General features: G+C 57.1%; 22 protein-coding genes. 9 read left to right on the forward strand and 13 right to left on the reverse strand.

Going from position 1 to position 25073, the window contains the following annotated elements; translation table 11 throughout:
* Positions 1–2: 2 nt before the first annotated feature.
* Both ACWPW2_RS05795 and licT read right to left on the reverse strand, forming a co-directional pair.
* Positions 3–1835 (reverse strand): beta-glucoside-specific PTS transporter subunit IIABC, encoded by a 1833-nt coding sequence (locus ACWPW2_RS05795; RefSeq protein ID WP_289746888.1) that lies wholly within the window; start codon positions 1833–1835, stop codon positions 3–5.
* 159 nt (positions 1836–1994) lie between these two features.
* On the reverse strand, positions 1995–2831 hold the full coding sequence (gene licT / locus ACWPW2_RS05800; RefSeq protein WP_023479241.1) for a BglG family transcription antiterminator LicT: 837 nt from the start codon (positions 2829–2831) through the stop codon (positions 1995–1997).
* Between the two features lie 323 nt (positions 2832–3154).
* Here licT and dinG point away from each other — a divergent pair, with 323 nt between their 5' ends.
* Both dinG and ybiB read left to right on the forward strand, forming a co-directional pair.
* Positions 3155–5296: an ATP-dependent DNA helicase DinG gene (gene dinG / locus ACWPW2_RS05805; protein WP_454121860.1), complete on the forward strand. Its 2142-nt coding sequence runs from the start codon at positions 3155–3157 to the stop codon at positions 5294–5296.
* Positions 5297–5321: 25 nt separating this feature from the next.
* Positions 5322–6290 carry a DNA-binding protein YbiB gene (gene ybiB, locus ACWPW2_RS05810; protein WP_454121861.1) on the forward strand — a complete coding sequence of 323 codons (969 nt, stop codon included), beginning with the start codon at positions 5322–5324 and terminating at the stop codon, positions 6288–6290.
* 108 nt (positions 6291–6398) lie between these two features.
* Here the strand turns inward: ybiB and ybiJ are convergent, their stop codons facing one another.
* The 3 genes from ybiJ to ACWPW2_RS05825 all read right to left on the reverse strand — a co-directional run bounded on the left by ybiJ (position 6399) and on the right by ACWPW2_RS05825 (position 8420).
* Complete coding sequence (ybiJ, locus tag ACWPW2_RS05815; protein ID WP_054804628.1) at positions 6399–6659, reverse strand: DUF1471 family protein YbiJ; 261 nt, start codon at positions 6657–6659, stop codon at positions 6399–6401.
* 285 nt (positions 6660–6944) lie between these two features.
* The gene (locus tag ACWPW2_RS05820) at positions 6945–7211 is read right to left on the reverse strand and encodes a DksA/TraR family C4-type zinc finger protein (protein WP_279792105.1); all 267 of its coding nucleotides are present in this window, start codon (positions 7209–7211) and stop codon (positions 6945–6947) included.
* A 594-nt stretch (positions 7212–7805) separates the two neighbouring features.
* A complete protein-coding gene (locus tag ACWPW2_RS05825) occupies positions 7806–8420 on the reverse strand; it encodes a flavin reductase family protein (protein ID WP_054804079.1) in 615 nt (204 codons plus the stop codon).
* Between the two features lie 94 nt (positions 8421–8514).
* Here ACWPW2_RS05825 and rlmF point away from each other — a divergent pair, with 94 nt between their 5' ends.
* Complete coding sequence (gene rlmF / locus ACWPW2_RS05830) at positions 8515–9450, forward strand: 23S rRNA (adenine(1618)-N(6))-methyltransferase RlmF (protein WP_128483335.1); 936 nt, start codon at positions 8515–8517, stop codon at positions 9448–9450.
* On the opposite strand, the gene ybiO is transcribed toward rlmF, so the two are convergent.
* The 6 genes from ybiO to rhtA form a co-directional block, all read right to left on the reverse strand.
* Positions 9440–11677, reverse strand: a complete 2238-nt coding sequence (gene ybiO / locus ACWPW2_RS05835) for a mechanosensitive channel protein (RefSeq protein WP_454121862.1) — start codon at positions 11675–11677, stop codon at positions 9440–9442. The genes rlmF and ybiO overlap by 11 nt on opposite strands.
* A 115-nt stretch (positions 11678–11792) precedes the next feature.
* The gene (gene glnQ, locus ACWPW2_RS05840; protein ID WP_023481528.1) at positions 11793–12515 is read right to left on the reverse strand and encodes a glutamine ABC transporter ATP-binding protein GlnQ; all 723 of its coding nucleotides are present in this window, start codon (positions 12513–12515) and stop codon (positions 11793–11795) included.
* On the reverse strand, positions 12512–13171 hold the full coding sequence (gene glnP / locus ACWPW2_RS05845; protein WP_023481646.1) for a glutamine ABC transporter permease GlnP: 660 nt from the start codon (positions 13169–13171) through the stop codon (positions 12512–12514). Before glnP ends, glnQ begins: the two co-directional genes overlap by 4 nt.
* A gap of 86 nt (positions 13172–13257) precedes the next feature.
* Positions 13258–14004 (reverse strand): glutamine ABC transporter substrate-binding protein GlnH, encoded by a 747-nt coding sequence (glnH, locus tag ACWPW2_RS05850; RefSeq protein WP_094420411.1) that lies wholly within the window; start codon positions 14002–14004, stop codon positions 13258–13260.
* 367 nt (positions 14005–14371) lie between these two features.
* On the reverse strand, positions 14372–14875 hold the full coding sequence (dps, locus tag ACWPW2_RS05855; protein ID WP_454121863.1) for a DNA starvation/stationary phase protection protein Dps: 504 nt from the start codon (positions 14873–14875) through the stop codon (positions 14372–14374).
* 294 nt (positions 14876–15169) lie between these two features.
* Positions 15170–16060, reverse strand: coding sequence for a threonine/homoserine exporter RhtA (gene rhtA, locus ACWPW2_RS05860; RefSeq protein ID WP_454121864.1), 891 nt, complete (start codon positions 16058–16060; stop codon positions 15170–15172).
* Positions 16061–16418: 358 nt separating this feature from the next.
* On the opposite strand from rhtA, the gene ompX reads away from it, so the two are divergent.
* The gene (ompX, locus tag ACWPW2_RS05865; protein ID WP_023481426.1) at positions 16419–16934 is read left to right on the forward strand and encodes an outer membrane protein OmpX; all 516 of its coding nucleotides are present in this window, start codon (positions 16419–16421) and stop codon (positions 16932–16934) included.
* A gap of 68 nt (positions 16935–17002) precedes the next feature.
* Here ompX and ACWPW2_RS05870 read toward each other — a convergent pair whose 3' ends face one another.
* Positions 17003–18592, reverse strand: coding sequence for a phosphoethanolamine transferase (locus tag ACWPW2_RS05870; protein ID WP_454121865.1), 1590 nt, complete (start codon positions 18590–18592; stop codon positions 17003–17005).
* A 277-nt stretch (positions 18593–18869) separates the two neighbouring features.
* Positions 18870–19001: a manganase accumulation protein MntS gene (gene mntS, locus ACWPW2_RS05875; protein ID WP_023481863.1), complete on the reverse strand. Its 132-nt coding sequence runs from the start codon at positions 18999–19001 to the stop codon at positions 18870–18872.
* A gap of 186 nt (positions 19002–19187) precedes the next feature.
* Here mntS and mntR point away from each other — a divergent pair, with 186 nt between their 5' ends.
* The 5 genes from mntR to ACWPW2_RS05900 all read left to right on the forward strand — a co-directional run bounded on the left by mntR (position 19188) and on the right by ACWPW2_RS05900 (position 25068).
* A complete protein-coding gene (mntR, locus tag ACWPW2_RS05880; protein ID WP_187801874.1) occupies positions 19188–19658 on the forward strand; it encodes a manganese-binding transcriptional regulator MntR in 471 nt (156 codons plus the stop codon).
* The gene (locus ACWPW2_RS05885; RefSeq protein ID WP_054804084.1) at positions 19655–20764 is read left to right on the forward strand and encodes an anion transporter; all 1110 of its coding nucleotides are present in this window, start codon (positions 19655–19657) and stop codon (positions 20762–20764) included. Before mntR ends, ACWPW2_RS05885 begins: the two co-directional genes overlap by 4 nt.
* A gap of 101 nt (positions 20765–20865) precedes the next feature.
* Positions 20866–21975, forward strand: coding sequence for an HlyD family secretion protein (locus ACWPW2_RS05890; RefSeq protein WP_076769595.1), 1110 nt, complete (start codon positions 20866–20868; stop codon positions 21973–21975).
* Positions 21972–23543, forward strand: a complete 1572-nt coding sequence (locus ACWPW2_RS05895; RefSeq protein WP_076769596.1) for a DHA2 family efflux MFS transporter permease subunit — start codon at positions 21972–21974, stop codon at positions 23541–23543. The genes ACWPW2_RS05890 and ACWPW2_RS05895 overlap by 4 nt, the downstream gene beginning before the upstream one ends.
* 1 nt (position 23544) lies before the next feature.
* Positions 23545–25068, forward strand: a complete 1524-nt coding sequence (locus ACWPW2_RS05900; RefSeq protein WP_124969010.1) for an efflux transporter outer membrane subunit — start codon at positions 23545–23547, stop codon at positions 25066–25068.
* Positions 25069–25073 lie beyond the last annotated feature (5 nt).

Raw genomic sequence — 25073 nt, forward strand, 5'->3', positions numbered from 1 at the left:
CCTTAGGCCGCGCTTGCGGTCAATGTAAGAAATGCGTCCCGGCTGGCGACATCGCCATCTGTTTTCACCGGGCTGATATCGCCGTACTGTTCGCTATTGGTGACCACCACGATCACGCTCGGATCAATCCCCTCTGCCCGCAGCGCGGCGAGATCGAAGCTGACCAGCAGATCGCCCACCTCGACGTTCTGCCCGGCCTCGATATGGCTTGTAAAATGCTTGCCGCCGAGTTTCACTGTGTCGATACCAATGTGGATGAGGATTTCGGCACCGGTATCGCTCTCCAGCGCCAGCGCGTGGTGGGTTTCAAACAGCGACTCCACCTTGCCGTTGACCGGTGAACGCAGCTCGCCGTTGCTCGGGTCGATAGCCAGCCCCTTGCCGAAAATTTCATCGGCAAAGACCGGGTCGCTCAGGGTGTTGAGGGCTTTCAGCGTGCCGCTAACCGGGGCGAAGAGTCGCTCCTCCTCGCGTGCGATCTTCACCGGGCTGACGCCTGCTACCACCTTCTCTTCGAAACCGAGGATCACCGTCAGCACGGCAGCGGAGACAAAGGAGAGCGCGATACTGACAATCGCCCAGAGAAAGGTCGGGCCGACCAGCGCCGGCAGGCCGGGCAAGCCGCTGAGGGCAAAGGCGTAGGTTTTCACCCCCATCGCCATCGCAAAGCCGCCGCCAATCGCGCCGCCCAACAGCGCGGCGGCAAAGGGGCGTTTGTAGCGGATATTAACGCCGTACATCGCCGGTTCGGTGATGCCCATCATCGCGCTGAAGCTGGTGGAGAGCGCCAGCGACTTCAGCTTCTTATCGCGTGCGCGAATAAACACGCCGAAAGCCGCGCCCGCCTGGCCGAGGTTGGCGACATAAAAGAGGATTTTGAACGGGTCGAAACCCATGGTGCTGATGTTGTTGATCATGATTGGCACCAGCACATAGTGCATGCCGGTAATGATGATCATCGATAGCGTGCCGCCCACCACCACGCCCGCGACGATACCCATGTTTTCCACCAGCCAGATAATGCCGCCGGAGAGCGCATTGCCGGCGAAGATACCGAGCGGCCCGATAACCATCAGCGTAATCGGTGCGACAATCACCAGGCTCAGCAGCGGCACGAACATCGTTTTCAGCACGCCGGGCATGATGCGGTCAATCAGCTTCTCCACCCGGCTTAACAGCCACACCGCCAGCAGAATCGGGATCACCGTCGAGGCGTAATTGACCGTCGGCACCGGCAGGCCGAGAAAGCTCACCGGCGCGCCGGATTTAAACAGCGTCTGGATCGCCGGGTGGAAGAGGGTGGCAGCGAGCGCCACGGCGACGTAGGGGTTGGCACCAAACTTATTCCCGGCGCTGAAGGCCAGCGCCAGCGGCATAAAGTAGAAGACGCCGTCGCTGATGGCGAGCAGGATCTGGTAGGTCTGGTTGCTGGTCTGAAGCCACTGCATAGCGACCATCAGTGCCAGCACCCCTTTCAGGATCCCGGCCCCGGCAATCGCCGGAATGATCGGTGAGAAGATGCTCGATAACCCCTCCAGCACCACCGACACCGGATTACGCCGTTTGCTGCTGCTGGCGCTGGACGAGACGCCGGGGAGTTGCGCGAGCAGCGCTTCGCAGAGCGGGGCGACCTCGTTACCGATAATCAGCTGGTACTGATCGCCAGAGATATTCACGCCGATCACGCCATCCAGCGCTTCCAGCGCCGCGCGATCGACCTTGTCATGGTCGTGAAGGAGAAAACGCAGACGGGTGATGCAGTGAAACAGCGACAGGATATTCTCCTTGCCGCCGATATGCGCAATGATCTTCTGCGCGGTTTGCGGGTAGTTCATGCTCATTCCTCCAGACAGACGCCCGAATTTCCGGCGTCATCAACAAACATCGGCCTCGGCCGATACCTTGTTTCCTCTGGGGTTTGCCTGATTTAACAGTAACAAGCCTGGATGGAATTCATTTTTTCACGCCGCAGGCATATCCGCCTGCCGGGTGAATTACGCCGACCGCTGCACCACGTTTTCGATATGCACGGTCAGATAAAGCTTCTCGGAGTTGCTCATGGTGTGGTGATAATGTTTGCCGACAAACTCGCTGATGGCATTTACGCACTTCAGCGTTGTCTGGTAGCGGCGCTCAACCATGGCAAATAACTCCTCGTCATCGTTGTTTAATACCTCCCCGGCAATCACCCGCTGCGCGAAAAATTTTAAGTGGGTAATAAAGCGCTGGTAATTGAGGGTGTGCTCATCGGGCGGCAGAGTAAAAAAGTATCTGACGATATTTTGCAGTTGATAAATAAGCCGGGTGATTTGCGTGGTTTTTCCCATCGTATCGTTCAGCCCGGCGTTGACGATATGCAGGGCGATACTGCACGCTTCGCTGTCCGGTAGCAGCGTGCCGGTGCGCGCTACTACCATGCCCAGCGCCTGGCGGCCAATGGCGTACTCGGCGGTGTAAAAGTGGCGCACTTCCCACTCCAGCGGGTTGGCTAAACTCTCGCCTTTTTCACTGCGCTGGAGGGCAAAGTGGAGGTGATCGGCAAGGGTGACATACAGCCCGTCGCTTAATTTGTGCGGCAGCGTTTCGCGCGCGAGGGCGACAATATCCGCCGTTAGCTGGACAATTTCCACCGGCACTTCGCTCACCAGATCTTTAAAGCGGGCCGAGAGCTGGGAGTCTTTCAAGTGGAATATCTTCTCGATGGCGTCCATATTGACGCGGTCACCGCTCTGGGTATTAAACCCGAGGCCGCGCCCGGTCAGAATTACCTCAAAGCCGTGCTCATCGAGGGCGCTGACAACGTTATTATTTAATATTTGTTTGACCAGCATCGCCAACTCCTGCAAACAAAAACGGGCAAAACGTAAATACAGCCAGGGACGGATTGATCCCCTCAGTCTGCATTTAGGTTTTGCCCGATATTCGGTAACAAGCGTAATGCAGATAAAAAGCTAGCATTGACCATATAAATGTTCAACGCGTCGGGAAGCGGTTTCATAAATGGATCTGCCAATTTGTGATCGGCTTTGCGAAAAGTATCGTCTGCCTGACGTGCGATTTACGAGCAGCCTTCCATAACGGCAAAAAGCGTTCGCCCCTGCGGGCGAAAAGGTGCCACAATAGTGGCCGTTTATACAGTACTTCAGGTTATCGAATGGCCCTTACCGCCGCGTTAAAAGCGCAAATTGCCGCCTGGTATAAGGCGTTGCAACAACAGATCCCGGACTTTATTCCCCGCGCGCCGCAGCGTCAGATGATTGCTGACGTGGCAAAAACGCTGGCGGGCGATGAGGGCCGCCATCTGGCGATTGAAGCGCCGACCGGGGTCGGGAAAACCCTCTCATACCTTATTCCGGGCATTGCGATTGCCCGTGAAGAGCAGAAAACGCTGGTGGTCAGCACCGCCAACGTCGCCCTACAGGATCAGATCTCCAGTAAAGATCTGCCGCTGCTGCGCAAAATTATTCCCGATTTACGCTTTACCGCCGCCTTTGGCCGCGGGCGCTATGTCTGCCCGCGCAATCTCGCCGCGCTCGCCAGCAGCGATCCCAATCAGCAGGATCTGCTGGCCTTTCTTGATGACGAACTGACGCCCGGCAACAAAGAGGAGCAGACGCGCTGCGCATCGCTGAAAGCCGATCTCGACAGCTACAAGTGGGATGGCCTGCGCGATCACACCGATAAAGCTATCAGCGACGATCTCTGGCGACGCCTGAGCACCGATAAAGCGGGCTGCCTGAACCGCAACTGCCACTACTACCGCGAGTGCCCCTTCTTTGTGGCGCGTCGGGAGATCCAGGAAGCGGAAGTGGTCGTTGCCAACCACGCGCTGGTGATGGCGGCGATGGAGAGCGAAGCGGTGCTGCCGGAGCCGAAAAACCTGCTGCTGGTGCTCGATGAGGGCCACCATCTGCCGGATGTCGCCCGCGATGCGCTGGAGATGTCGGCGGAGATCACCGCCGGCTGGTATCAGCTACAGCTCGACCTCTTTACCAAACTGGTGGCGACTTGCCTCGAGCAGTTTCGCCCGAAAACCCTGCCGCCGCTGGCAATCCCCGAGCGACTCAACGCCCACTGCGAAGAGCTGTTTGAGCTGATCTCCTCCCTCAACGCCATTCTCAATCTCTATCTCCCCGCCGGTCAGGAGGCAGAGCACCGCTTTACGATGGGCGAACTGCCGGATGAAGTGATGGAGATCTGCCAGCGGCTGGCGAAACTGACCGAGATGCTGCGCGGGCTGGCGGAGCTGTTTCTCAACGATCTCAGCGAGAAAACCGGCAGCCATGACGTTGTGCGTCTGCACCGGGTGATTTTGCAGATGAACCGCGCGCTGGGGATGTTTGAGAGCCAGAGCAAGCTCTGGCGGCTGGCGTCGATGGCACAGGCCTCCGGCGCGCCGGTCTCAAAATGGGTCACGCGCGACGTGCGCGACGGGCAACTGCACCTGCAATTTCACTGCGTCGGTATTCGCGTCAGCGACCAGCTGGAAAAGCTGCTCTGGCGCAGCGTGCCGCATATTGTCGTCACCTCGGCGACCCTGCGTTCGCTCAACAGTTTCCACCGCTTGCAGGAGATGAGCGGGCTGAAAGAGAAAGCGGGTGACCGCTTTGTCAGCCTCGACTCGCCGTTCAACCATGTTGAGCAGGGCAAGATTATTATTCCGCAGATGCGCTACGAGCCGCTGATGGAGAACGAAGAGCAGCATATCGCCGAGATGGCAACCTGGTTCCGTGAGCAGGTGGAGAGCAAAGCGCACCGCGGAATGCTGGTGCTCTTCGCCAGCCAGCGCGCGATGCAGCTCTTCCTCACGTATGTGCCCGACCTGCGTCTGTTGCTGCTGGTGCAGGGCGATCAGCCCCGTTACCGGCTGGTGGAGCTGCACCGAAAACGCATCGATGGCGGCGAGCGCAGCGTGCTGGTTGGCCTGCAATCCTTTGCCGAGGGGCTGGATCTGAAGGGGGATTACCTCACCCAGGTGCATATCCATAAGATTGCCTTCCCGCCCATCGACAGCCCGGTAGTCATCACCGAAGGGGAGTGGCTGAAGAGTCTTAAGCGTTATCCCTTCGAAGTGCAGAGCCTGCCGAGCGCCTCGTTTAACCTGATTCAGCAGGTCGGGCGCCTGATCCGCAGCCATGAGTGTCGCGGTGAAGTGGTGATCTACGATAAGCGGCTGTTGACCAAGAGTTATGGGAAACGCCTGCTTGATGCACTGCCAATATTTCCAATTTCCCAACCGCCGATGCCTGACGTTATAGTGAAGAAACCAGAACAGAAGCGCCGCAAGCGCCGTTAACGATGTGAGCACGCAAGGAGAGTCCATGGATTACCGCACCATCATTAAAGAGGTTGGCCGGGGGAAAAATCATGCCCGCGACCTTGATATTGACACCGCCCGCAGCCTCTACGCGAGGATGCTCAACGGCGAGGTACCGGAACTGGAGATGGGCGCGATCCTGATTGCGCTGCGCATTAAAGGGGAAGGCGAGGCCGAAATGCGCGGCTTCTACGCGGCGATGCAGGATCGGACAATGAAGCTGACGCCGCCGGTGGCGAAACCGATGCCGATTGTTATCCCGAGCTATAACGGCGCGCGCAAGCAGGCGAACCTGACGCCGCTGCTGGCGATTCTGCTCAGCAAACTGGGCTTTCCGGTGGTGGTGCACGGCGTCAGCGAAGATCCGACCCGCGTCGTCAGCGAAACCATCTTCGCCCTGCTGGGCATTGAAGCCACCACGCTTGCCGGGCAGGCGCAGGCAAAGCTGGAGGGGCATCAACCGGTCTATATTCCGGTAAGCGCCCTCTGCCCGCCGCTGGAGGATCAGTTGGGGCTACGCTGGCGTATGGGCGTGCGTAATAGTGCGCACACGCTGGCGAAGCTGGCGACCCCCTTTGCTGAAGAGGCGGCGCTGCGTCTCTCCAGCGTGTCGCACCCGGAATACCTGACCCGCGTGGGCAAATTTTTCGCTGATATCGGCGGGCGCGGCCTGTTGATGCAGGGCACCGAAGGGGAGGTGTACGCCAACCCGCAGCGCTGCCCGCAGATGAACCTGATCGATCCCGCGGGCGAGCGCGTGCTCTTTGCCCGCAGTGACGCGGCGCTGGAACCTGCTTCAGGCGGTGCGGCGAAAGATGCGGAGAGCACCGCGCGCTGGATCGAGCACTGCCTGAGCGGACGCGAAGCAATACCGGAGTCATTAAAGGTGCAGCTGGCCTGCTGCCTGCTGGCGAGCGGTGAAGTGCAAACGCTGGAAGAGGGGCTGGCGCGGGTCGCGGCGACATTTGGATAAAAAAAAGCCCGTCGCAATCCTGGACGGACCATGCAAAGGGCAATAAGGGTCAATGAGGGTGGTGCATCCGGCAGAGGGTTAAAATGCCGGGGTAAAACGCGGGTCAGGTTACTTATAGATAACCGCTGTGCCACTCAGCTTGTTATTGCCGGTGGTAGACAGAATGCTGTAGCCAGAAGCGCCTGCCGCTTTGGCTTTCTCTGCCAGGCGTGCTTCAAGGCCGTCCAGCGTGGTTGCGCCGTGGGCGGAGACCACACCGATTTTGTTCAGCTCGCCTGCCTGAGCAGGGTTAACAGATTGAGCCGCAAAAGCACCGAAAGAGAGGGTGGATAGTGCGACAGCAGCAACAGCATATTTAATGGCGTTCATAGGGTTTCTCTCGCAGGTTATACTGAATTTGGGACGATGTTCCGTCGATGTGATAAGTATCACAGTTTTTTATCAGCGAGAAAATCGAAGAGAATTGAAAGCCTTGTTCTAAAAAATTGAATAATAGTTAAGTTTTTGAAACGTAAAGGTTAAAAAGATAAAAAAGCAAGAAGTGGGCGGACTCGATCTCTGTTCGGAGATAAGCGGCACATTTTGCGACAAGCGAAGCGGAAAAGTATGAAGGTAAAGGTAAGTGCTTATCCCGCCGGGAGGCGTCAGGAAAAGTCAGCGTAGCTGGCTATCCTTCGATCCTCTGCGATTATATCCTGAATATGTCGAGTTATGTAAATCTTTCTCCTGCTGGCATTTCACGCACAGCCGTACGCCGGGAATCGCTTTTCGCCGCGCTTCCGGAATGGTTTCACCGCACTCCTCGCACTCTTTAAGGCTCTCACCCCCCGGGATGTCCCGGCGCGCGCGGGCGACCGCATCCTCAATGGTGCTGTCGATCTGCTGCTGTACTGCATCGTCGTTTGCCCAACCTGAAGCCATAATTTCCTCCTGTATAGCTATTAAGTATAGACGCTATAGCGGGGGGCAATTTTGTAGGCCGGATAAGGCGCAGCCGCCATCCGGCAATGGGGATGGCATGTTGCCATGGTGGAATGGTTCCGTTCACCAGGCGTTCGGGAGTTTCATTAATCTTTTATGCGGTGAACGGGACAAGGGAAGCGGCCGCGCTCCCCTTGTCAATCCCCGCGGCCCCGCGAGGAAATCGGTGCTGCGCACTGCGCTCACCTCCCGCGTGCCTGACTGCGGCCGGCTCGACTCGGCTTGCTCGCCCCTACGGGACTCGCTCCATGCCTCGGTTCGCCTCTGTCCGCCATCCATGGCGTCCAGACCTTGTCATTCACGCTTCGGTTCGCCGATTTCAGCGGGGACACAACCCCTCGCTGTGAAACCGGTAGTAAAAGCAATATTGGTGTTGCGGTAGGCTCGTTTTGGTAGGCCGGATAAGGCGAAGCCGCCATCCGGCAATGGCGCCGCGGAGATAATGCCGGATGGCGCGTAAACGCTTATCCGGCCTACGCCGTTTCAGGAATATCCGTTTTGTAGGCCCGTCGATAATAGCCTGGCGGCGTTAACTTAACGATTATCCGGCCTGACCAGATCGAAACGCTGATCCTCGCTAATACCGTAATAAGCGGACGGCCCTCCGGCGCGCAGCACCGGCTGCGCCTTCGCCGTCTGGTAAATGCCCTCTTCGAGCAGCGACTCATCGATATGCACCGCCACCACTTCCCCCAGCACCAGCCAGCTCTCAATCGGGCTGCCGTCGGCGGCGGTGAGCTGGATGCACTGCGACAAGCGGCACTCAAAGTTAACCGGGCTTTCCGCCACGCGCGGGGCGCGCACCAGGCGACTCTCTGCCGGGGTCAGCCCGGCGCGGGCAAACTCATCTTCGCCGTGCGCCAGCGACGCGGAGGTCTCATTCATCTGTACCGCCAGATCGCGGGTGGTTAAGTTCCAGACAAACTCTTTGCTTTCGACGATATTCTGCACGCTATCTTTCCAGCCGCTGCTGGCGAAACCAATAATTGGCGGGCGGTAGTTAAAGCAGTTGAAGAAGCTATAGGGCGCCAGGTTGCGGCGGCCTTGCCCGTCCAGCGAGGCGATCCAGCCGATAGGGCGCGGGCCGACAATGGCATTCAGCGGGTCGTGCGGCAGGCCATGACCTTTCGCGGGCTCATAAAAATACATAGCGTCTCCTGATGGCAAAAAGTTTCTTCAGGCTCCCTTATTTACCCGGCTGGCGTCAACGGGTATCTTACGCCGCTGTTAACAGGAGAATGCCATGAATGCCCAGAAGCCGGGTCTGCACCCGCGTAACCGCCACCACAGCCGCTACGACCTCGACGCCCTGTGCGCCGTCAACCCGTCGCTGCGCGCCTTTATCACGCGCAATCCGAACGGGGAAGAGACCGTTAATTTTGCCGATCCGCAGGCGGTGAAAGCCCTGAATAAGGCGCTGCTGGCGCATTTCTACGGCGTGCGCGAGTGGGATATCCCGGACGGCTTTCTCTGCCCGCCTGTGCCGGGTCGCGCAGACTATCTGCACCATCTCGCCGATCTGCTGGCAGAGAGCGATAACGGTACCATTCCGGCGCAGGCCAGCGTGCTCGATATCGGCACCGGTGCGAACTGCATCTATCCGCTGATTGGCGCCCATCAATATGGCTGGCGTTTTACCGGCAGTGAAGTCAACGCCGAAGCCTTTGCCAGCGCGCAGGCGATCATCGCCGCCAACCCTGGCCTGACCCGCGCGGTGCGCCTGCGTCGCCAGAAAGATATGGCGGCGATCCTCACCGGTATCATTCATAAAAATGAGTCCTACGATGCCGTTATCTGTAACCCACCTTTCCATGACTCGGCGCAGAGCGCGCAGGCAAACAGCGAGCGCAAGCGGCGCAACCTCGGCCAGTCTGTGACGGACGCGGCCAACTTCGGCGGCCAGCAGCAGGAGCTGTGGTGTGAAGGTGGCGAAGTCGCCTTTATCAAAACGATGATTGCCGAGAGCAAGCAGTTTGCCCGCCAGGTGTTGTGGTTCACCTCGCTGGTGTCGCGCGGCGACAACCTGCCGGAGCTCTACCGCGCACTGACGCAGGTCGGCGCGGTAAAAGTGGTGAAAAAAGAGATGGCGCAGGGGCAGAAGCAGAGCCGCTTTATCGCCTGGAGCTTCCTCGACGAGGCCCAGCGTAAACGCTGGGCGCAGAGTCGCTTTAAAGGGTAGGTTGTGCGGGCGGCGTACCGGAGTTCGCCGCCGGTTGCGCTTGCCCGATCCCTTCCGGTGCTGACACCATCTGGTAGGTCTGCACCGGCGGGCGCACGTGGGCGAGATCGAAATGTTTTTTCACCATCGTGTCGAGGGCGAAACGCACCGTCCACTGCTTTAGCGGCAGGGTGGTGAAGGTGACACGCAGCGTAAAGGCAGTATTGGTCAGCCCGACCAGCCCGGCAAAGTTCGGCTCGCCGATAATCAAACCGCGGATCTCCTCCTGCTCCATCAGTTCCGCCACCGCATCCTTCAGCGCCTGATTGGCTTTGTCTGTATCCTCATGACGATCGACATCATAGTTCGCCACCACTGAGCCAATCCCGCGCACAAAGTTGGCGAAGGTGGTGATCGATGACCACGGGATGATGTGGTACGCGCCGGTATCCTGGCGCACGCCGACGGAACGAATAGTCATCCGCTCCACCGTGCCGGTGAGCGGACCGATGGTCACCAGATCGCCGGTGTTCATCCCATTTTCAAACTGAATAAATATGCCGGTGATAATATCTTTCACCAGGGTCTGCGAACCGAACGAGATCGCCAGACCCAGCGCCCCGGCACCCGCCAGCAGCGGCGCGATATTCACTCCAATCTCTGAAAGCACAATCATTACCGTTATGGTGCTGATCACCACCGCCAGCGCGTTGCGAAACAGCGTCAGCAACGTACGCGTGCGCGCGCTGGGCAGCGGGCGACCGTGAATGTCGGATGTTAGCCGGTTCTCAATAATCGTCGCCAGCAATGTCCAGCCGACGGCGGAGAAGAAGAGGATCAGCGCGATACGGATCAGAATATCGACCGCCTTCTCCCCGGTACCATAATTGAGCCAGTGCCAGAAATCGAACAGCCCCCACGCGCTTAACAGCAGCAGAATGGTGGTGCAGACCACCAGGAAGCGGGCAGTTTTCATCGAGGCAGATAACCAGCCGTTAAGCCGCTTTTGCAACTCCGGATAGTTGCGCTGTACCTGCGGCGACAGGGTGATGGTCTTATCCAGCCAACGCGACAGCACGCCGGAGATAAACGCGGAGACGCTGAGGATCGCCAGGCTGCTCAACGACGCGCCCATCATAAACTTCAGGCTGTTGCCCGGATCGAAGAGCGAGAAGAAGAAGAGCACGATGAAGTAGGCGCTGGCGAGCCAGTGCCACACCAGTGCAAAGGCGCGGATAAAGAGGCTGAAGAAGGCCAGCGAGCGGTCTGCCAGCAGGATCAGGTTGTGCTGGATTTCGCGCTTGTTATGGAAAATCAGATAGAGCGCCCAGAGGGTGATGCAGAGCATGATCACCACATTGGCGAGGGCACCGAACTGAATGTTCACCTGATTGGAGATAATCGGCACCGCCACCAGCAGCCCATAGCCAATCAGGCTGCTGAGCGCGCTTAAGCGCAGGTGCCAGTAGCGCGCCGTCTCATCACGAATATGAAACGGGCGCAGATCGGGAATGCGCGGGCAGAAGATAAGCCGCAGGATCGCTTTGAAAAACTCAATCAGCGCGAAGGCGTTGAGAAACAGGCTCTGCTGAAAGGCGATGGTGCTGTTACCGCCGTTAAGGTTGGCGCGCAGCACCTGGCCGACAAACAGTGTCAGCGCCAGCAGAATGATGTCGATAATAAAAGCCCCGACAATCATCGACGGCAGTTGTAACCAGTTGCTGCTGTCGCGGTTTTTACGCCGCCCCCACGCGCCCATGCGGCGGTAAACCGGCGAGACGCAGAAGCGCACTGTCCACCAGAAGGCGAAGACCAGCACCGCGAGCAGCATGAAGTGGCTGGCAGCATTGGTGAAAGTTTGCGGGTTAAAGGCTTTATGCGGCGAGCCGGTGATATTGCGCCACAGCTGGGCAAAACGGGTCGAGAGTGCCTCGCCATAGTAATCCGCCACTTCGGTAACCTTCTCCAGCACCGTTTTCTGCTCTTCAATGGCGGGCGGCGAGATGACCGGCACTGGCTCCTGCGGCGGTGTCGTGGCGACTTTACGCAGCTGGTCGATCAGCTCTTTGCGTGATTCGTCATTCTCCAGCACATCGGCCAGCGCGCCATAAGCTGCTTTTTTCTGTTCAACATCGGGTTCGCTGGTTTGCGCTGAGGTGGAAGTGGTGGTTGCGGCGGTAACGCCGGGTATGGTCGCGGCCTGAAGCGGCGCGCACAGCAGGCTAATCAGTAACAAAATCCACGGCATAGCTCCTCCGGTGAGAAAATCCCGCAAAAGGATAAGTATAGGTGCCGGGGGAGGGCGAGAGGAAATTACGCACAATCCGCAAAAGAAAAACCCCTCCGGGTGGAGGGGTTGGCTGTCAGGAGACGTGTTGCAGGAACTCCTGCAAACGCTGGCTGGGCGGATTCTCAATCAGCTGCTGCGGGTTGCCATCTTCGGCAATGCGGCCCTTATCAATGAAAATCAGACGCGAGGCCACTTTTTCGGCAAAGCCGATTTCGTGGGTCACGATCACCATCGTCATTCCCTCTTCGGCCAGATCCTGCATCACTTTCAGCACTTCGTGACGCAATTCCGGATCGAGCGCCGAGGTTGGCTCATCAAACAGCATCATCTTCGGTTTGACCGCCAGCGCGCGGGCAATCGCCACGCGCTGCTGCTGGCCACCGGAGAGCTCTGACGGGTAGTGATGGGCGCGCTCGGCAAGACCCACTTTCGCCAGCAGCGCTTTCGCCTGCTTTTCCGCTTCCGCTTTGTTGGTGCCGCGCACGCGCAGCGGGCCAAACATCACGTTCTCCAGCGCCGTCAGGTGCGGGAAGAGGTAAAACTGCTGGAACACCATGCCCGCTTCCTGGCGGATCAGGCGCTCATCCACTTTCGGGTCGTTGACCTTCAGACCATCAACAATCAGATCGCCTTTGGTGATCTCTTCCAGCTTGTTGATGCAGCGCAGCAGGGTCGATTTACCGGAGCCGGACGGCCCGATAATCACCACCACTTCGCCCTGAGTAATGTTGAGGTCGATATCATGCAGCACCTGGGTTTTACCGAAGTGCTTGGAAACGTTTTTAAATTCAATCACAGGATTTTCATCCTTTTTTCAAGACGGCGAAGCACGATGTTGAGTGCCTGGGTAATGATGAGATAGATAACCCCGACGGCGGTCCAGATCTCCAGCGCGCGGAAGTTCCCGGCGATGATCTCCTGGCCCTGGCGGGTCAATTCAGCCGCGCCGATAACAATAAACAGCGAGGTATCTTTGATACTGATGATCAGCTGGTTGCCAAGCGGCGGCAGCATGCGGCGCAGCGCCAGCGGCATAATGACGTGGCGAATGGTTTCGCGGCGCGACAGACCAAGCGCCATGCCCGCTTCGCTAAAGCCTTTATGGATCGACAGCACCGAACCACGGGTGATCTCGGCAATATAAGCGCCCGAGTTGATCATGATCGTCACCACCGCGGCGGTGAAGGTGTCGATGCGCAGATCCGGCAGCGCCATCGGCAGGGCGAAGTAGATGTACATCACCTGCACGACAATCGGCGTGCCGCGGACAATTTCGATAAATACGAGGGCGACGTGGTTTGAGATCCACCCGCCGTAGGTGCGGGCTAAACCAGCCATCAGGCCGATAACGATACCGCCAGCCAGACCGAGGATCGAAATCCACAAGGTCATTTTGGCCCCGTCCAGTAGAAGCGGAATGGCGGGCCAGATGGCGCTCCAGTCAAACTGCATGTGATTAATTCCTGTATACCGTAGAAGAGACAAATAGCGCGGGGACGAAAGCCGCCCCCGACGTTTAACCTTTTATTTTTTAATAATTATTTAGGTTCTGAACCGAACCATTTTTTGTAGATTTCGTTGTACGTACCGTTCTCACGCAGGGTTTTCAGCGCGCCGTTCACTTTCTCACGCAGATCGTCGCTGCCTTTCGGGAAGGCGATGCCGTACTGCTGCGCTTCCAGAGAGTCGCCTACCGCTTTGAAACGACCGTTGCCGGCAGTTTTGATGAAGTAGAGGATGTTTGGCGTATCGTGCAGAACCGCATCAGCGCGGCCGGTACCCAGCTCCATGTAAGCGTTATCGATGTTCGGGAACTGGCGCAGATCTTTCGTTTTGATATTCGCTTTCGCGTAATCCACGGAGCCGGTGCCGCTCTTAACTGCGATCACTTTACCGTTGAGATCTTTCGCGCTTTTAACGTCGTTGTTGTCGGCTTTCACCATCACCAGCAGGCCGCTTTTGTAGTAGCCGTCGGAGAACTCGATCGCTTTTTTACGCTCTTCAGTAATGGTGATGCCCGCCAGTGCGACATCAACGTTTTTGGTTTGCAGGGCAGGGATGATGCCGCTGAAGTCCATCGGCTTCAGTTCATAATCCAGCTTCAGCTCTTTCGCCACGGCAGCCCACAGGTCGATGTCGAAACCAACGTACTCATTGCCTTTTTTGAATTCGAAAGGAACGAATGCAGTATCGGTAGCCACAACCAGTTTTTTATCAGCAGCCTGAGAAGAAACAGCAAAGGCGAGAGCGAGTGCGGCCAGGGAGAATTTCAATACAGACTTCATAGTGTTTCCTTTTGTATCGGGGGAGCGAGCCCCTGCGAGAATGAACGCAGTATGAAAAAATCATGCCAGGTTTACAACCTATTGTTTTGTAAAGGCGAAGCTTTAACCGGTTGCACAATAAGTGTAGCAATGACACCGCAATGCACCATTTTGAGTCACTCTTTTGGTGCGCTCGCGCGAGATTGTCGGCAGTGCTGCTATTTAGCGCACAACGTGGGCGAGAAACAATCACTTATTAACAATTTTGTGATGAGATAATTACGAAGCGGTAACTTTCTGGCGGGAAGGGGGAGAAGTGTTGCACCATAAAAGTGCAAACCCCCGCACCGGAGGCGCAGGGGTCAGAGCGATAACGAAAAGATCTGGCTTATTCGATGTTAGCTTCGATAAACCACAGGTACTGATCCAGATCGCGGGAAGCGGCGGTAAAGATATCTGCGGTATCTTCATCTTTCGCTTCGGTGATGGCTTTACGCAGGTCGTTCGCGACCACCGCGTAACGATCGGCCAGCTCTTTCAGGTGATCCTGCACACTGTGAATATCCAGCGGGTAGCTTTTCAGTGCCGTTTTGCTGTTGATCACCTGAGTGGTACCCAGTGCAACACCGCCCAGCTGAACCGCGCGCTCTGCCATGGTATCAAGGTGCGTTACCAGCAAAGTACGGAACTGATCCAGCATTTCGTGCACGCCGATAAAGTTCGCGCCGCGCATGTTCCAGTGGGCCTGCTTGGTGATCAGAGACAGGTCAGTGAAGTGGATCACCTGGCGATTCAGCAGCTCAATGGTCGCTTGTTTGTCGCTGTCCGATACATCGTTACGGGTATAAAGCAGATTAGACGCTTTCGTTTTTACCAGTTTAGCGGTACTCATAATCCATATCCTCTTGATGTTTGTGTCCCAGGTAATTACCGGAACTAAGTATAGCACCAGATGAACCGTAGTCGGTTTTGGCTATGCCTATCAGTTCGATAGCGTGATTTAAATATAGGTCACGATTTCGAAAATACGCAACTAATCGAATGAAATGTAAGATAAATCTAATAAAGAGACAGCAGATAACTAAGAATAATTCTAATTAATAAAGAATTTACTTAAAGCGTAAAAAATAATGTCAAAGGTCTGAATGAATATTCAGCATGAGCGAAATCTCATGCTGAATAATTATTATTTACCAATATCCACTTCTTTTATTGTGGTCTCGCGGCGCAGGGTTAATGTCGACCCCATCGAGGCAATCACAATCGCCATCAAGGCCAGCACCTGCTGGAGCGCAAGCGTCTCGCCGAGGAAGATCATCCCCGAAACGGCAGCCAGCGCTGGTTCCATGCTCATCAGTGTACCGAAGGTGCGCGTCGGCAGACGGGTGAGGGCGATCATCTCAAGGGAGTAGGGCAATGCAGTCGACAGAATCGCCACCGCAATACCGAGCGGTAAAATAGACCAGTGCCACAACACCTCGCCCGCCTGAAATGCGCCAAGAGGCACAAAGACGATGGCGGCAATCAGCGAACCCAGCGCAACCGTCGCCGGGCCATGATCCTCGCCCGCGCGTTGCCCGCTAATAATATAGATAGCCCAGCAGGCCCCCGCGCCGAGCGCAAATGCCGCGCCGGTTAAATCAACATGCGCCACATCCTGGCCCAGCGGCAGCAGATACCACAGCCCCAGCACGGCGAGGATCACCCAGATAAAATCAACTGCCCGGCGGGAGCCGAAAAGAGCAACTGCCAGCGGACCGGTGAACTCCAGCGCCACGGCCACGCCAAGCGGCACGGTCTGGATCGCCAGATAGAACATGTAGTTCATCGCGCCGAGCGACAGGCCATAAAAGAGCAGCGGCAGACGCTGTTCGCGGGTGAAACGCAGGCGCCAGGGTTTAAAGACGATGACCAGGATAAGCGTGCCGAGGGCAAGACGCAGCGCGGTGACGCCGGGCGCGCCGACCAGAGGAAAGAGCGATTTCGCCAGCGACGCCCCTCCCTGAATCGAGGTCATAGCGATAAGCAGTATGATAACCGGTACCCACACCGGCAGTTTACGCGGCAAAACAGGCATCCTTTCTCCGTTAAGTGTCTGGTGAAGCAGAGCCGACAGTCTACTTGAAATAGTATTCAGACGGTTGATGGTTGGTTGTAAAAAAGGCTGAAAAAATCCGTATAATGGCCGTCGGGCGGTCGATTATTGGCCTGTTTATTTAAGAATAATCTGGATGAACGAATTCCAGAACAGGTACCATAATAGTCCGACTCTTGAGAAAAGTGCTTTTTAATGAATGGGTTGTTAAGAAGCGGAAACTTTCTGTTACATGAAAGAACGCTTTAGACTCTATTTCTCTCAAAGAGTTTCCTTATAATTTTTGATATATTTAAATGCGTAGTACCCAGGATTTCTTGAAGCACATTTGAGGTGGATTATGAAAAAAATTGCATGTCTTTCAGCACTGGCCGCTCTTCTGGCGGTTTCTGCAGGTTCCGCAGTAGCATCAACTTCTACTGTTTCCGGCGGTTATGCTCAGAGCGACGCTCAGGGTATTGCTAACAAAACCAACGGTTTCAACCTGAAATACCGTTACGAGCAGGATAACAACCCGCTGGGCGTTATCGGTTCCTTCACCTACACCGAAAAAGATCGTACTACCGGTGAAGGCGTTTATAACAAAGCTCAGTACTACGGCATCACTGCTGGTCCGGCTTTCCGCATCAATGACTGGGCGAGCATCTACGGTGTAGTTGGTGTTGGTTACGGTAAATTCCAGCAGACTGCTGACGTTGCTAAAGTGTCTGACACCAGCGACTACGGCGTTTCTTACGGTGCTGGTCTGCAGTTCAACCCGATGGAAAACGTTGCTCTGGACTTCTCCTACGAGCAGAGCCGTATCCGTAGCGTTGACGTTGGCACCTGGATCGCTGGTGTTGGTTACCGCTTCTAATCGCTTTTGCGATAATAAAAATCCGCCTCAAGGGGCGGATTTTTTTTGCCTGCAAAAAGCATAGACCGTTAACGGCTGCTGCGCGTGTCGAACAGGTCGGTGCCGAGATGGTTATAGTCCACTTTCTGTAACTTAAAGTTGGTTACGTAGACGGGCCCCGCTTTTTTCCCGGAGATAAACGGGTAGGCATTTTTGATCTGCGTGGCGGTAATCCCGGTCCACTGCGAGAAGAAGCTCAAAAAGTCGTTGGCGGAGCGGCGCGCTTTAATCAGACGATGTTTTGTCGCATCGCTTGAGACCACCATAAACGGCACCTGGAAGTTCTGCTGAAAATGGTCGTCATGCGCGAGGTACTGCACCTCTTTGCCGCGCTCTTTGAACGCCAGACCATGATCGGAGAAGTAGACCATCGAGAAACTCTCGCCGCTGTTGCGCAGCTGGGAGTAGATCTTGCCCAGCAGATCGTCGGTTTGCGTGATGGAGTAGAGGTAGCAGGAGGTCTCTTTCGACTGCACAAACTCGTTGTACTTGCCGCCGGTGCGATCGCACGCCTGCGGATGCGAGCCCATCAGATGCAGCACAATCAGCTGCGGTTGATTACGCCGTACGCTCAGCACCTGGTTGGTGAGCTTTAACAGATCCTCATCGCGGGTGTTTTTATCCGCTTCAAAGTCGCCCCGTTTCAGGAACTGCACTTCATCGGCGCGTTTGGCAATGCTGGCGATGGCGGTGTCATATTCGCCAATTTGTCCCTGGTTTGAGAACCACCAGGTCTGGAAACCGGCGCGGCTCGCCAGCGTGACAAAGTTATCCTGATACTGCGGCTTGTCGTTGACCACACGGTTTAAGGTCAGGCCGAGGGACTTCTGTGTCGATCCGCTGGCGGCAATATAGTCGGTAAAGAGATCGCCATTCACCTGGCTGGCAAACGGCGTATTGTTCCAGTGCCCACCAAAAGCGCCCAGCGCATCGCGGCGCGCGCTCTCGCCAATCACCACCACATAGACGTGATACTTCGGGTTAACTGCGGTGACCGTCCAGGTATCTTTCATCCCGGAGAGCTGCGCCATGTTCTCCTCTTCTACCTTCACTTCGTGGTAGTTGTAGGCGACATCGCGCACAAAGCGCAGCACCGGCACGCCGGTGTCGATCAGGCGGAACTCAAAGCCGCGAAAATGGTTCTGTACCGGGCCGATAAAGTAGGAGGCGACGCAAAAGATTACCCCCAGCGTGTCCCACTTCAGCCACGGCGTCGAAGGCACCAACACCCGGCGGCGCAGCGCAATCACGCCCAGCGCGAGGATGCCAACGCTAATCACGTAGTGATACCACGGGAAGATGGTCAGAATTTCTGACGACTCTTCAATATTGGTGGAACGCAGCGCCAGCAGGGTGTTGAAGTTGGGCGCGCCATAAGCCTGACCAAACGGAAAGTAGCTGGCGGCGACCAGCGTGGTAATGGTCAGAAAGATTTTTTGCGCACGCGGCGCATGACGCCAGAGCACGCAGAGCGCGCAGGTGGAGACCACCGCATACAGCACGCTGAATTCGTAGCCAAGGGCAAAGTTAATTAATAGTGACTGCAGGAAATAGAAACCAATCCACGGATTGATCGACTGACCGCGCAGGGCAACGGACTCTTTAAGGATTACGCTCATAGATGATTTCGTGAAACGCCATGTGCTCACCCTGGCGTAAGGGCCAAAACCTGCCGGACAGCGCGCTGAGAGGGGGAGGGGATCCGCGTCTGCGGTGCGCATTGAGTGCAGGGCTGCGCAAAGATAAAGCGCGGCGGGTTCCAGGTCAACAGCAGCTAAGAGATTGTTTTGCGAGAGTGATTGCAAATCCAGCAAAAATACGCGGATTTTGGGGAAAACAGGTCAGTATGAAGCGATAAGATGACAGAAATATGAAGCGGCGTACCGCGACGCCGCATCAGTGGGTAGGTTTATCTTCGTTCTGCTGCGGCTTACCGTTGACGATATCGCACAACATATTGAGCAGCATTAAACGGACTTTAAAGGGAGAGTGGCTAAACACGCGCATACACCTCTTGAACTCATTCATTGTCACCTCCTGATGATTAGGACCCCTTCGATCCATGAAAGGTGAACGCATTACATACAGATATAGCACAGGCTATATTACATAGCTACGGCTAATACGTTAATTTTTTGTACTGATTCACGGATGGTTTACAATGCGCCTCTCTTATATGATGCTGCACAGCGTCTCACCGTCAGGGGAAGCACTATGAACCGTCGCGCAGGTAAGCAAACAATAAAAAAAGTGACGCTGGTTAATGTCGAAGAGCATGTCGAAGGTTTCCGCCAGGTCCGCGAAGCGCACCGCCGCGAGCTGATTGATGACTATGTTGAACTCATCTCCGATCTGATCCGCGAAGTGGGGGAAGCCCGTCAGGTGGATATGGCCGCGCGCCTCGGCGTGTCGCAGCCCACGGTGGCGAAAATGTTAAAAAGGCTCGCCTCGGTCGGTCTTATCGAGCAGATCCCGTGGCGCGGCGTCTTTCTCACCGCCGAAGGGGAGAAGCTGGCGCAGGAGAGCCGCGAACGCCACCAAATCGTTGAGAGTTTCCTGCTGGTGTTAGGCGTCAGCCCGGATATCGCCCGGCGCGATGCGGAAGGGATGGAGCACCACGTCAGTGAAGAGACCCTTGAATGTTTCCGTCGTTTCACGCAGCAACACGAGACGCCATCTGAATGAACCTCCCTTTTATTCGCGCCCTGGCGCGTGACCGCTTTCTCCACCTGTTACTGTTAATTGGCGTCGCCTTATGCTTCTTTGTGCCCTTTGCGCCAAAGAAGTGGCCCGGCGCCATCGACTGGCACACCATTATTACCCTCAGTGGGTTAATGCTGCTGACCAAAGGGGTGGAGCTGAGCGGCTATTTTGATGTGATTGGCCGACGCATGGTGCGCCGTTTTCAGCATGAACGTCAGCTGGCGATCTTCCTCGTGCTGGCGGCGGCGGTGCTCTCTACCTTCCTGACTAACGATGTGGCGCTCTTTATTGTCGTGCCGCTGACCATCACGCTAAAGAAGCTGTGCGAAATCCCGGTTAACCGGCTGATCATCTTCGAAGCGCTGGCGGTCAACGCCGGATCGCTTTTAACGCCCATCGGTAACCCGCAGAACATCCTGATTTGGGGCCGTTCGGGGCTCTCTTTCCCGGCCTTCATCTGGCAGATGGCACCGCTGGCGCTGGCCATGATGATCACCTTGCTGGTGCTGTGCTGGTTCTGCTTCTCCGCGAAAGCGCTGACTTACCATAGCGGGCAGAGTTCGAGCGAGTGGAAACCGAAGCTGGTCTGGAGCTGCCTTGGCTTCTACCTGGTCTTTATCACCGCGCTTGAGCTGAAGCAGGAGCTGTGGGGGTTGGCGATAATCGCCGTCGGCTTCCTCTTCCTGGCGCGCCGGGTGGTGTTCAGTGTCGACTGGACATTGCTGCTGGTCTTTATCGCCATGTTTATCGACGTCCATCTGCTGACCCAGCTGCCTGCGCTGCACGCGACACTTGCCAGCACCGGCCAGCTCTCACAGCCGGGCTTATGGCTGACCGCGATTGGCCTGTCGCAGTTTATCAGTAATGTGCCGGCGACCATTCTGCTGCTCAACTATGTGCCGCCCGATACGCTGCTCGCCTGGGCAGTTAACGTCGGTGGTTTTGGCCTGCTGCCGGGATCGCTGGCGAACCTGATCGCCCTGCGTATGGCGAATAATCGTCGCATCTGGTGGCGCTTCCATCTCTACTCCATGCCGCTGCTGGTGTGGGCTGCGCTGGTCGGATACGGATTACTCTTAGTCATATAGTGCTGATTTGTCAGTTTATCCTGGCAAATGTATAGCAACCGCCTAAGTTTAGTAAACGGCGCACCCTCGGCGCCGTTACCTGACAGGAACGTTGCGAGATTATGGCAGAAAAGAGAACTCAACCTGACGACGTTCAGGACGACGAAAAAGAGCAGCAAGACGACAAACCCCGCAAACGCCCCGGAAAGAAGCCGCTGATTATTCTCGGCATTGTCGTCGTAGTGATGGTTGTTGTGGCGCTGGTGTGGTGGTTATTAACCCGCAACCAGGAGACCACCGATGACGCCTTCACCGACGGCGATGCGGTGACCATTGCGCCGAAAGTGGCGGGCTACGTCACCGATCTGCGGGTGAAAGATAACCAGCGGGTGAAAAAGGGCGATCTGCTGGTAGTGATCGATCCGCGCGATGCTACCGCCCAGCGCGATCAGGCGCAGGCCCAGCTTGGGCTGGCGACCGCGCAGCTTCACCAGGCGCAGGCGCAGCTCGCGCTCTCCAAAGTGCAGTACCCGGCGCAGCGGGATGAAGCCCGCGCGCAGGTACTGAAAGCGAAGGCCGATCTGGCTAACGCTGAAGCCGCTTACAAACGTCAACGCGGTGTCGATCCCCGCGCGACCACCCAACAAAACATTGATACCGCTAATGCGCAGTTGCGCAGTGCCCAGGCGCAGCTTGCCAGCGCGCAGGCGCAACTGGAAGTGGCCGAGCAGGTGCAGTTGCAGATCCGCCAGCAGGAGACCAACGTCGAGGCGCGCGAGCAGCAGGTCGCGCAGGCGAAAGCGCAGCTGGAAACCGCTAACCTCAACCTCTCATGGACTAACGTCCGCGCGCCGTTCGATGGTTATGTCACCAAGCGTAATGTGCAAACCGGCACGCTGGTGCAGGCCGGAAGCGCGCTCTTTTCGCTGGTCTCCCAGGAGGTGTGGGTGACGGCGAACTTTAAAGAGTCGCAGCTGGAGCGCATGCGTCCGGGTAATAAAGTGACGGTCACCGTCGATGCCTGGCCGGATCTGGAACTGGAAGGGCATGTCGACAGTATCCAGCAGGGGAGCGGCTCGAAGTTCGCCGCCTTCCCGTCGGAAAACGCCACCGGTAACTTTGTGAAGATCGTTCAGCGCGTGCCGGTGAAGATCGTCATTGATAAGGGGCTGGATCCGAACAAACCGTTACCGCTTGGCCTCTCTGTTGAACCGAAGGTTACGCTGGAATGACCGACCACAGTCATGAAAACTGGCGTCCGGCCAGTAACCCGTGGGCGGTGGCGTGGGTCGTCACCCTCGCGGTGTTTATGGAGATCCTCGACACCACCATCGTCAACGTAGCGCTACCGCACGTCGCCGGGTCACTCTCCGCCAGTTATGACGAATCCACCTGGGTGCTGACCAGCTACCTGGTGGCGAACGGTATTGTGCTGCCAATCTCCGCTTTTCTTAGCCGTACCTTTGGCCGCAAACAGTTTTTCCTTATCTGCATTGTGATGTTTACCGTCTGCTCGTTTTTGTGTGGTATCGCCACCGAGCTGTGGGAGATCATTCTGTTTCGTATTTTGCAGGGCTTCTTCGGCGGCGGCCTGCAACCGACGCAGCAGTCGGTGCTGCTGGATTACTTCAAACCGGAAGATCGCGGCAAAGCCTTTGGTCTCTCCTCCATCGCCATTATCGTCGCGCCGGTGCTCGGCCCGACGCTGGGTGGCTGGATCACCGATAACTACTCCTGGCGCTGGGTCTTTTTTATCAATATCCCGGTGGGCATCGTTACGGTGCTGGCGATCTACCAGCTGCTGGAAGATCCGCCGTGGGAGCGTAAATCAAAACAGAAACTCTCCATCGACTGGCCGGGCATTGGCCTGATCGCCCTCGGGCTTGGCTGCCTGCAGGTGATGCTCGATCGCGGCGAAGATGAGGATTGGTTTAACTCCGACTTCACCCGCATCTTTGCGGTGCTGACGGCGGTAGGGATTGTCGGCGCGATCTACTGGCTGATGTACGCCAAAAAGCCGGTGGTGGATTTGCGCTGCATGGCCGATAAAAACTTTACCGTCTCCAGCCTGCTGATGGCCGGGATGGCGATGATCCTCTATGGCAGCTCGGTGGTGATCCCGCAGCTGGCGCAGCAGGATCTCGGTTACACCGCTACCTGGTCAGGGCTGGTGCTCTCGCCCGGTGCCATATTGATTGTGTTAACCATTCCGCTGGTGTTGAAGCTGATGCCGGTGGTGCAGACGCGCTGGATCATCGCCTTCGGCTTCTTCTGCCTGGCCGCTTCATTTTGGTGGACACGCTCGCTAACCCCGGATGTTGATTTTGAAACGCTGGTGCTGTTCCGCAGTGCGCAGTCGATCGGGCTGGGCTTCCTGTTTGTGCCGCTTACCACCATCGCCTTTATCACCATTCCGCGGCAACTCAATGCTGATGCGGCGGCGCTGTTTACTATGTTTCGTAACGTGGCGGGATCGATCGGCATTTCGCTCTCAACGGCGGCGATCACCGAGCGTTCGCAGGCGCATATGTCGCACCTCTCTGAACATACGTCGCCGTTTAATGAGCAGTTCCAGCTGGCGCTGCGGTCAATGGCGGAGTCGGTGCGCAACTTCACCAGCCTGGCGGGCGATCCCTTCTCTAACGCCACCGGACAGATGTACAAAGCGATGGTCGCCCAGTCGCGCATTCTGGCCTACATCGATGTCTTTACCATCCTGAGTGTGGTGGCGGTTCTGTTGATCCCATTTTGTCTATTGCTTTCGCCGATCAAGAGCGAAGGCAGCGCAGGAGCACATTAATATGGCATGGCGTCATTTTCCCGTTACCTTTTTGTCACTGTGCCTTGCCGGGTGCGCGGTCGGGCCGGATTACCAGCCCGCGCAGCCGCAAACTCCGGCGCGCTGGAACGATCCGGGTGATGCGTCGGTGAAGTCGCGGGCGACGCCGCAGGCGGTCAACCCGCGCTGGTGGACGACCTTTAACTCGCCGCAGCTTAACAGCCTGATCGAACGGGCGATTGCCGGTAACTTATCCCTGCAACAGACGGTGCTGCGCATTGCCGGTGCCCGTGAGCAGATCAACCAGGCGGGCGGCGCGTTTCTGCCGGCGGTGAACGGCTCGCTACAGGCGACGCGCCAGCAACTGGGGCTGGAAGGGGAGCTGAAATCCCATGATGTCTACGGCCAGCTGGAGAATGCCGACCCGGCGGTCAGCGGCGCGCTCGGCGCGTTAACTCAGCCGGTCAATCTCTACCAGGGCAGCTTTGATGCCCAATGGGAGCTGGATTTGTGGGGCAAAGTGCGCCGTCAGGTTGAGGCTACCACCGCCCAGCAGCAGCAGGCGATTGAGCAGCGCAACGATGCGCTGGTGTCGCTGGAAGCGGAAGTGGCGCGCGCCTGGCTGCAACTGCGCGGCGCGCAGAGCATCATTGCCTCACTCAATACGCAGATCCAGAGTGCGCAGGAGACTTTAACCCTGACGCAAAATCGCCAGCAGGGCGGGCTATCGCCGCAGCTGGATGTGGAGAATGCCCGCGCCCAGGCAGCGAACCTTGAAGCGCAGCTGCCGCAGTACCAGGCGCAGGAGCGCCAGGCGATGAATGCGCTGGCGGTGCTGCTCGGCAAAACGCCGGGTGCGCTGGATAGCGAACTGCGCGGCACGCAGCCGCTCCCGGCCTTGCCGGACGTGGTGCCAACCGGCATTCCCTCCACTTTAGCGCGCCGTCGCCCGGACGTGCGCGAAGCGGAAGCGACGCTGCATGCGGCGACCGCGCAAATTGGCGTCTCCGTCGCACAGCTCTTCCCGAGCCTGACGCTTAGCGGCCAGTTTGGTCTGCGCAATAGCGAAACCAACTGGCTGACGGACTGGAGCAGCCACTTCTACAGCTTTGGCCCGCAGGTCTCGATCCCTATTTTCCAGGGCGGACGGTTGGTGTCGAGCGTCAAGCTGGCGCGCGCGCAGCAGGGTGCTGCAGTGCTCAATTATCGCCAGACGGTGCTCAGTGCGCTGAACGATGTCGAGAATGCGCTGGTCAGCTACCGTGCCGATCAGCAGCGTGAAGCGAGCCTCGATAAGACGCTGGAAGCGTTGCAGAACGCCTTTTCGCTGGCCAGCGACAGCTACCGCAAAGGGATTGCCAGCTTCCTCGATGTGCTCGACGCCCAGCGCCAGCTGGCGCAGGCGAGCCAGCAGCGCGAGCAGGCGCGGGTGCAGAGCAGCCTCGATCTCGTCGCGCTCTACAAAGCCCTCGGCGGCGGCTGGGAGCCGTACCAGAACGTGCAACTGCCTGATTACAAAGTCTTTGGCGACGCGCCGCGCGGATAATCAGA

Source organism: Kosakonia sp. Marseille-Q7440 (genome assembly GCF_965119485.1).

Coding starts and splice junctions, on each gene's coding strand:
- ACWPW2_RS05795 (WP_289746888.1), bottom strand. CDS start 1,835: ATGAACTACCCGCAAACCGCGCAGAAGATCATTGCGCATATCGGCGGC.
- licT (WP_023479241.1), bottom strand. CDS start 2,831: ATGCTGGTCAAACAAATATTAAATAATAACGTTGTCAGCGCCCTCGAT.
- dinG (WP_454121860.1), top strand. CDS start 3,155: ATGGCCCTTACCGCCGCGTTAAAAGCGCAAATTGCCGCCTGGTATAAG.
- ybiB (WP_454121861.1), top strand. CDS start 5,322: ATGGATTACCGCACCATCATTAAAGAGGTTGGCCGGGGGAAAAATCAT.
- ybiJ (WP_054804628.1), bottom strand. CDS start 6,659: ATGAACGCCATTAAATATGCTGTTGCTGCTGTCGCACTATCCACCCTC.
- ACWPW2_RS05820 (WP_279792105.1), bottom strand. CDS start 7,211: ATGGCTTCAGGTTGGGCAAACGACGATGCAGTACAGCAGCAGATCGAC.
- ACWPW2_RS05825 (WP_054804079.1), bottom strand. CDS start 8,420: ATGTATTTTTATGAGCCCGCGAAAGGTCATGGCCTGCCGCACGACCCG.
- rlmF (WP_128483335.1), top strand. CDS start 8,515: ATGAATGCCCAGAAGCCGGGTCTGCACCCGCGTAACCGCCACCACAGC.
- ybiO (WP_454121862.1), bottom strand. CDS start 11,677: ATGCCGTGGATTTTGTTACTGATTAGCCTGCTGTGCGCGCCGCTTCAG.
- glnP (WP_023481646.1), bottom strand. CDS start 13,171: ATGCAGTTTGACTGGAGCGCCATCTGGCCCGCCATTCCGCTTCTACTG.
- glnH (WP_094420411.1), bottom strand. CDS start 14,004: ATGAAGTCTGTATTGAAATTCTCCCTGGCCGCACTCGCTCTCGCCTTT.
- dps (WP_454121863.1), bottom strand. CDS start 14,875: ATGAGTACCGCTAAACTGGTAAAAACGAAAGCGTCTAATCTGCTTTAT.
- rhtA (WP_454121864.1), bottom strand. CDS start 16,060: ATGCCTGTTTTGCCGCGTAAACTGCCGGTGTGGGTACCGGTTATCATA.
- ompX (WP_023481426.1), top strand. CDS start 16,419: ATGAAAAAAATTGCATGTCTTTCAGCACTGGCCGCTCTTCTGGCGGTT.
- ACWPW2_RS05870 (WP_454121865.1), bottom strand. CDS start 18,592: ATGAGCGTAATCCTTAAAGAGTCCGTTGCCCTGCGCGGTCAGTCGATC.
- mntS (WP_023481863.1), bottom strand. CDS start 19,001: ATGAATGAGTTCAAGAGGTGTATGCGCGTGTTTAGCCACTCTCCCTTT.
- mntR (WP_187801874.1), top strand. CDS start 19,188: ATGAACCGTCGCGCAGGTAAGCAAACAATAAAAAAAGTGACGCTGGTT.
- ACWPW2_RS05885 (WP_054804084.1), top strand. CDS start 19,655: ATGAACCTCCCTTTTATTCGCGCCCTGGCGCGTGACCGCTTTCTCCAC.
- ACWPW2_RS05890 (WP_076769595.1), top strand. CDS start 20,866: ATGGCAGAAAAGAGAACTCAACCTGACGACGTTCAGGACGACGAAAAA.
- ACWPW2_RS05895 (WP_076769596.1), top strand. CDS start 21,972: ATGACCGACCACAGTCATGAAAACTGGCGTCCGGCCAGTAACCCGTGG.
- ACWPW2_RS05900 (WP_124969010.1), top strand. CDS start 23,545: ATGGCATGGCGTCATTTTCCCGTTACCTTTTTGTCACTGTGCCTTGCC.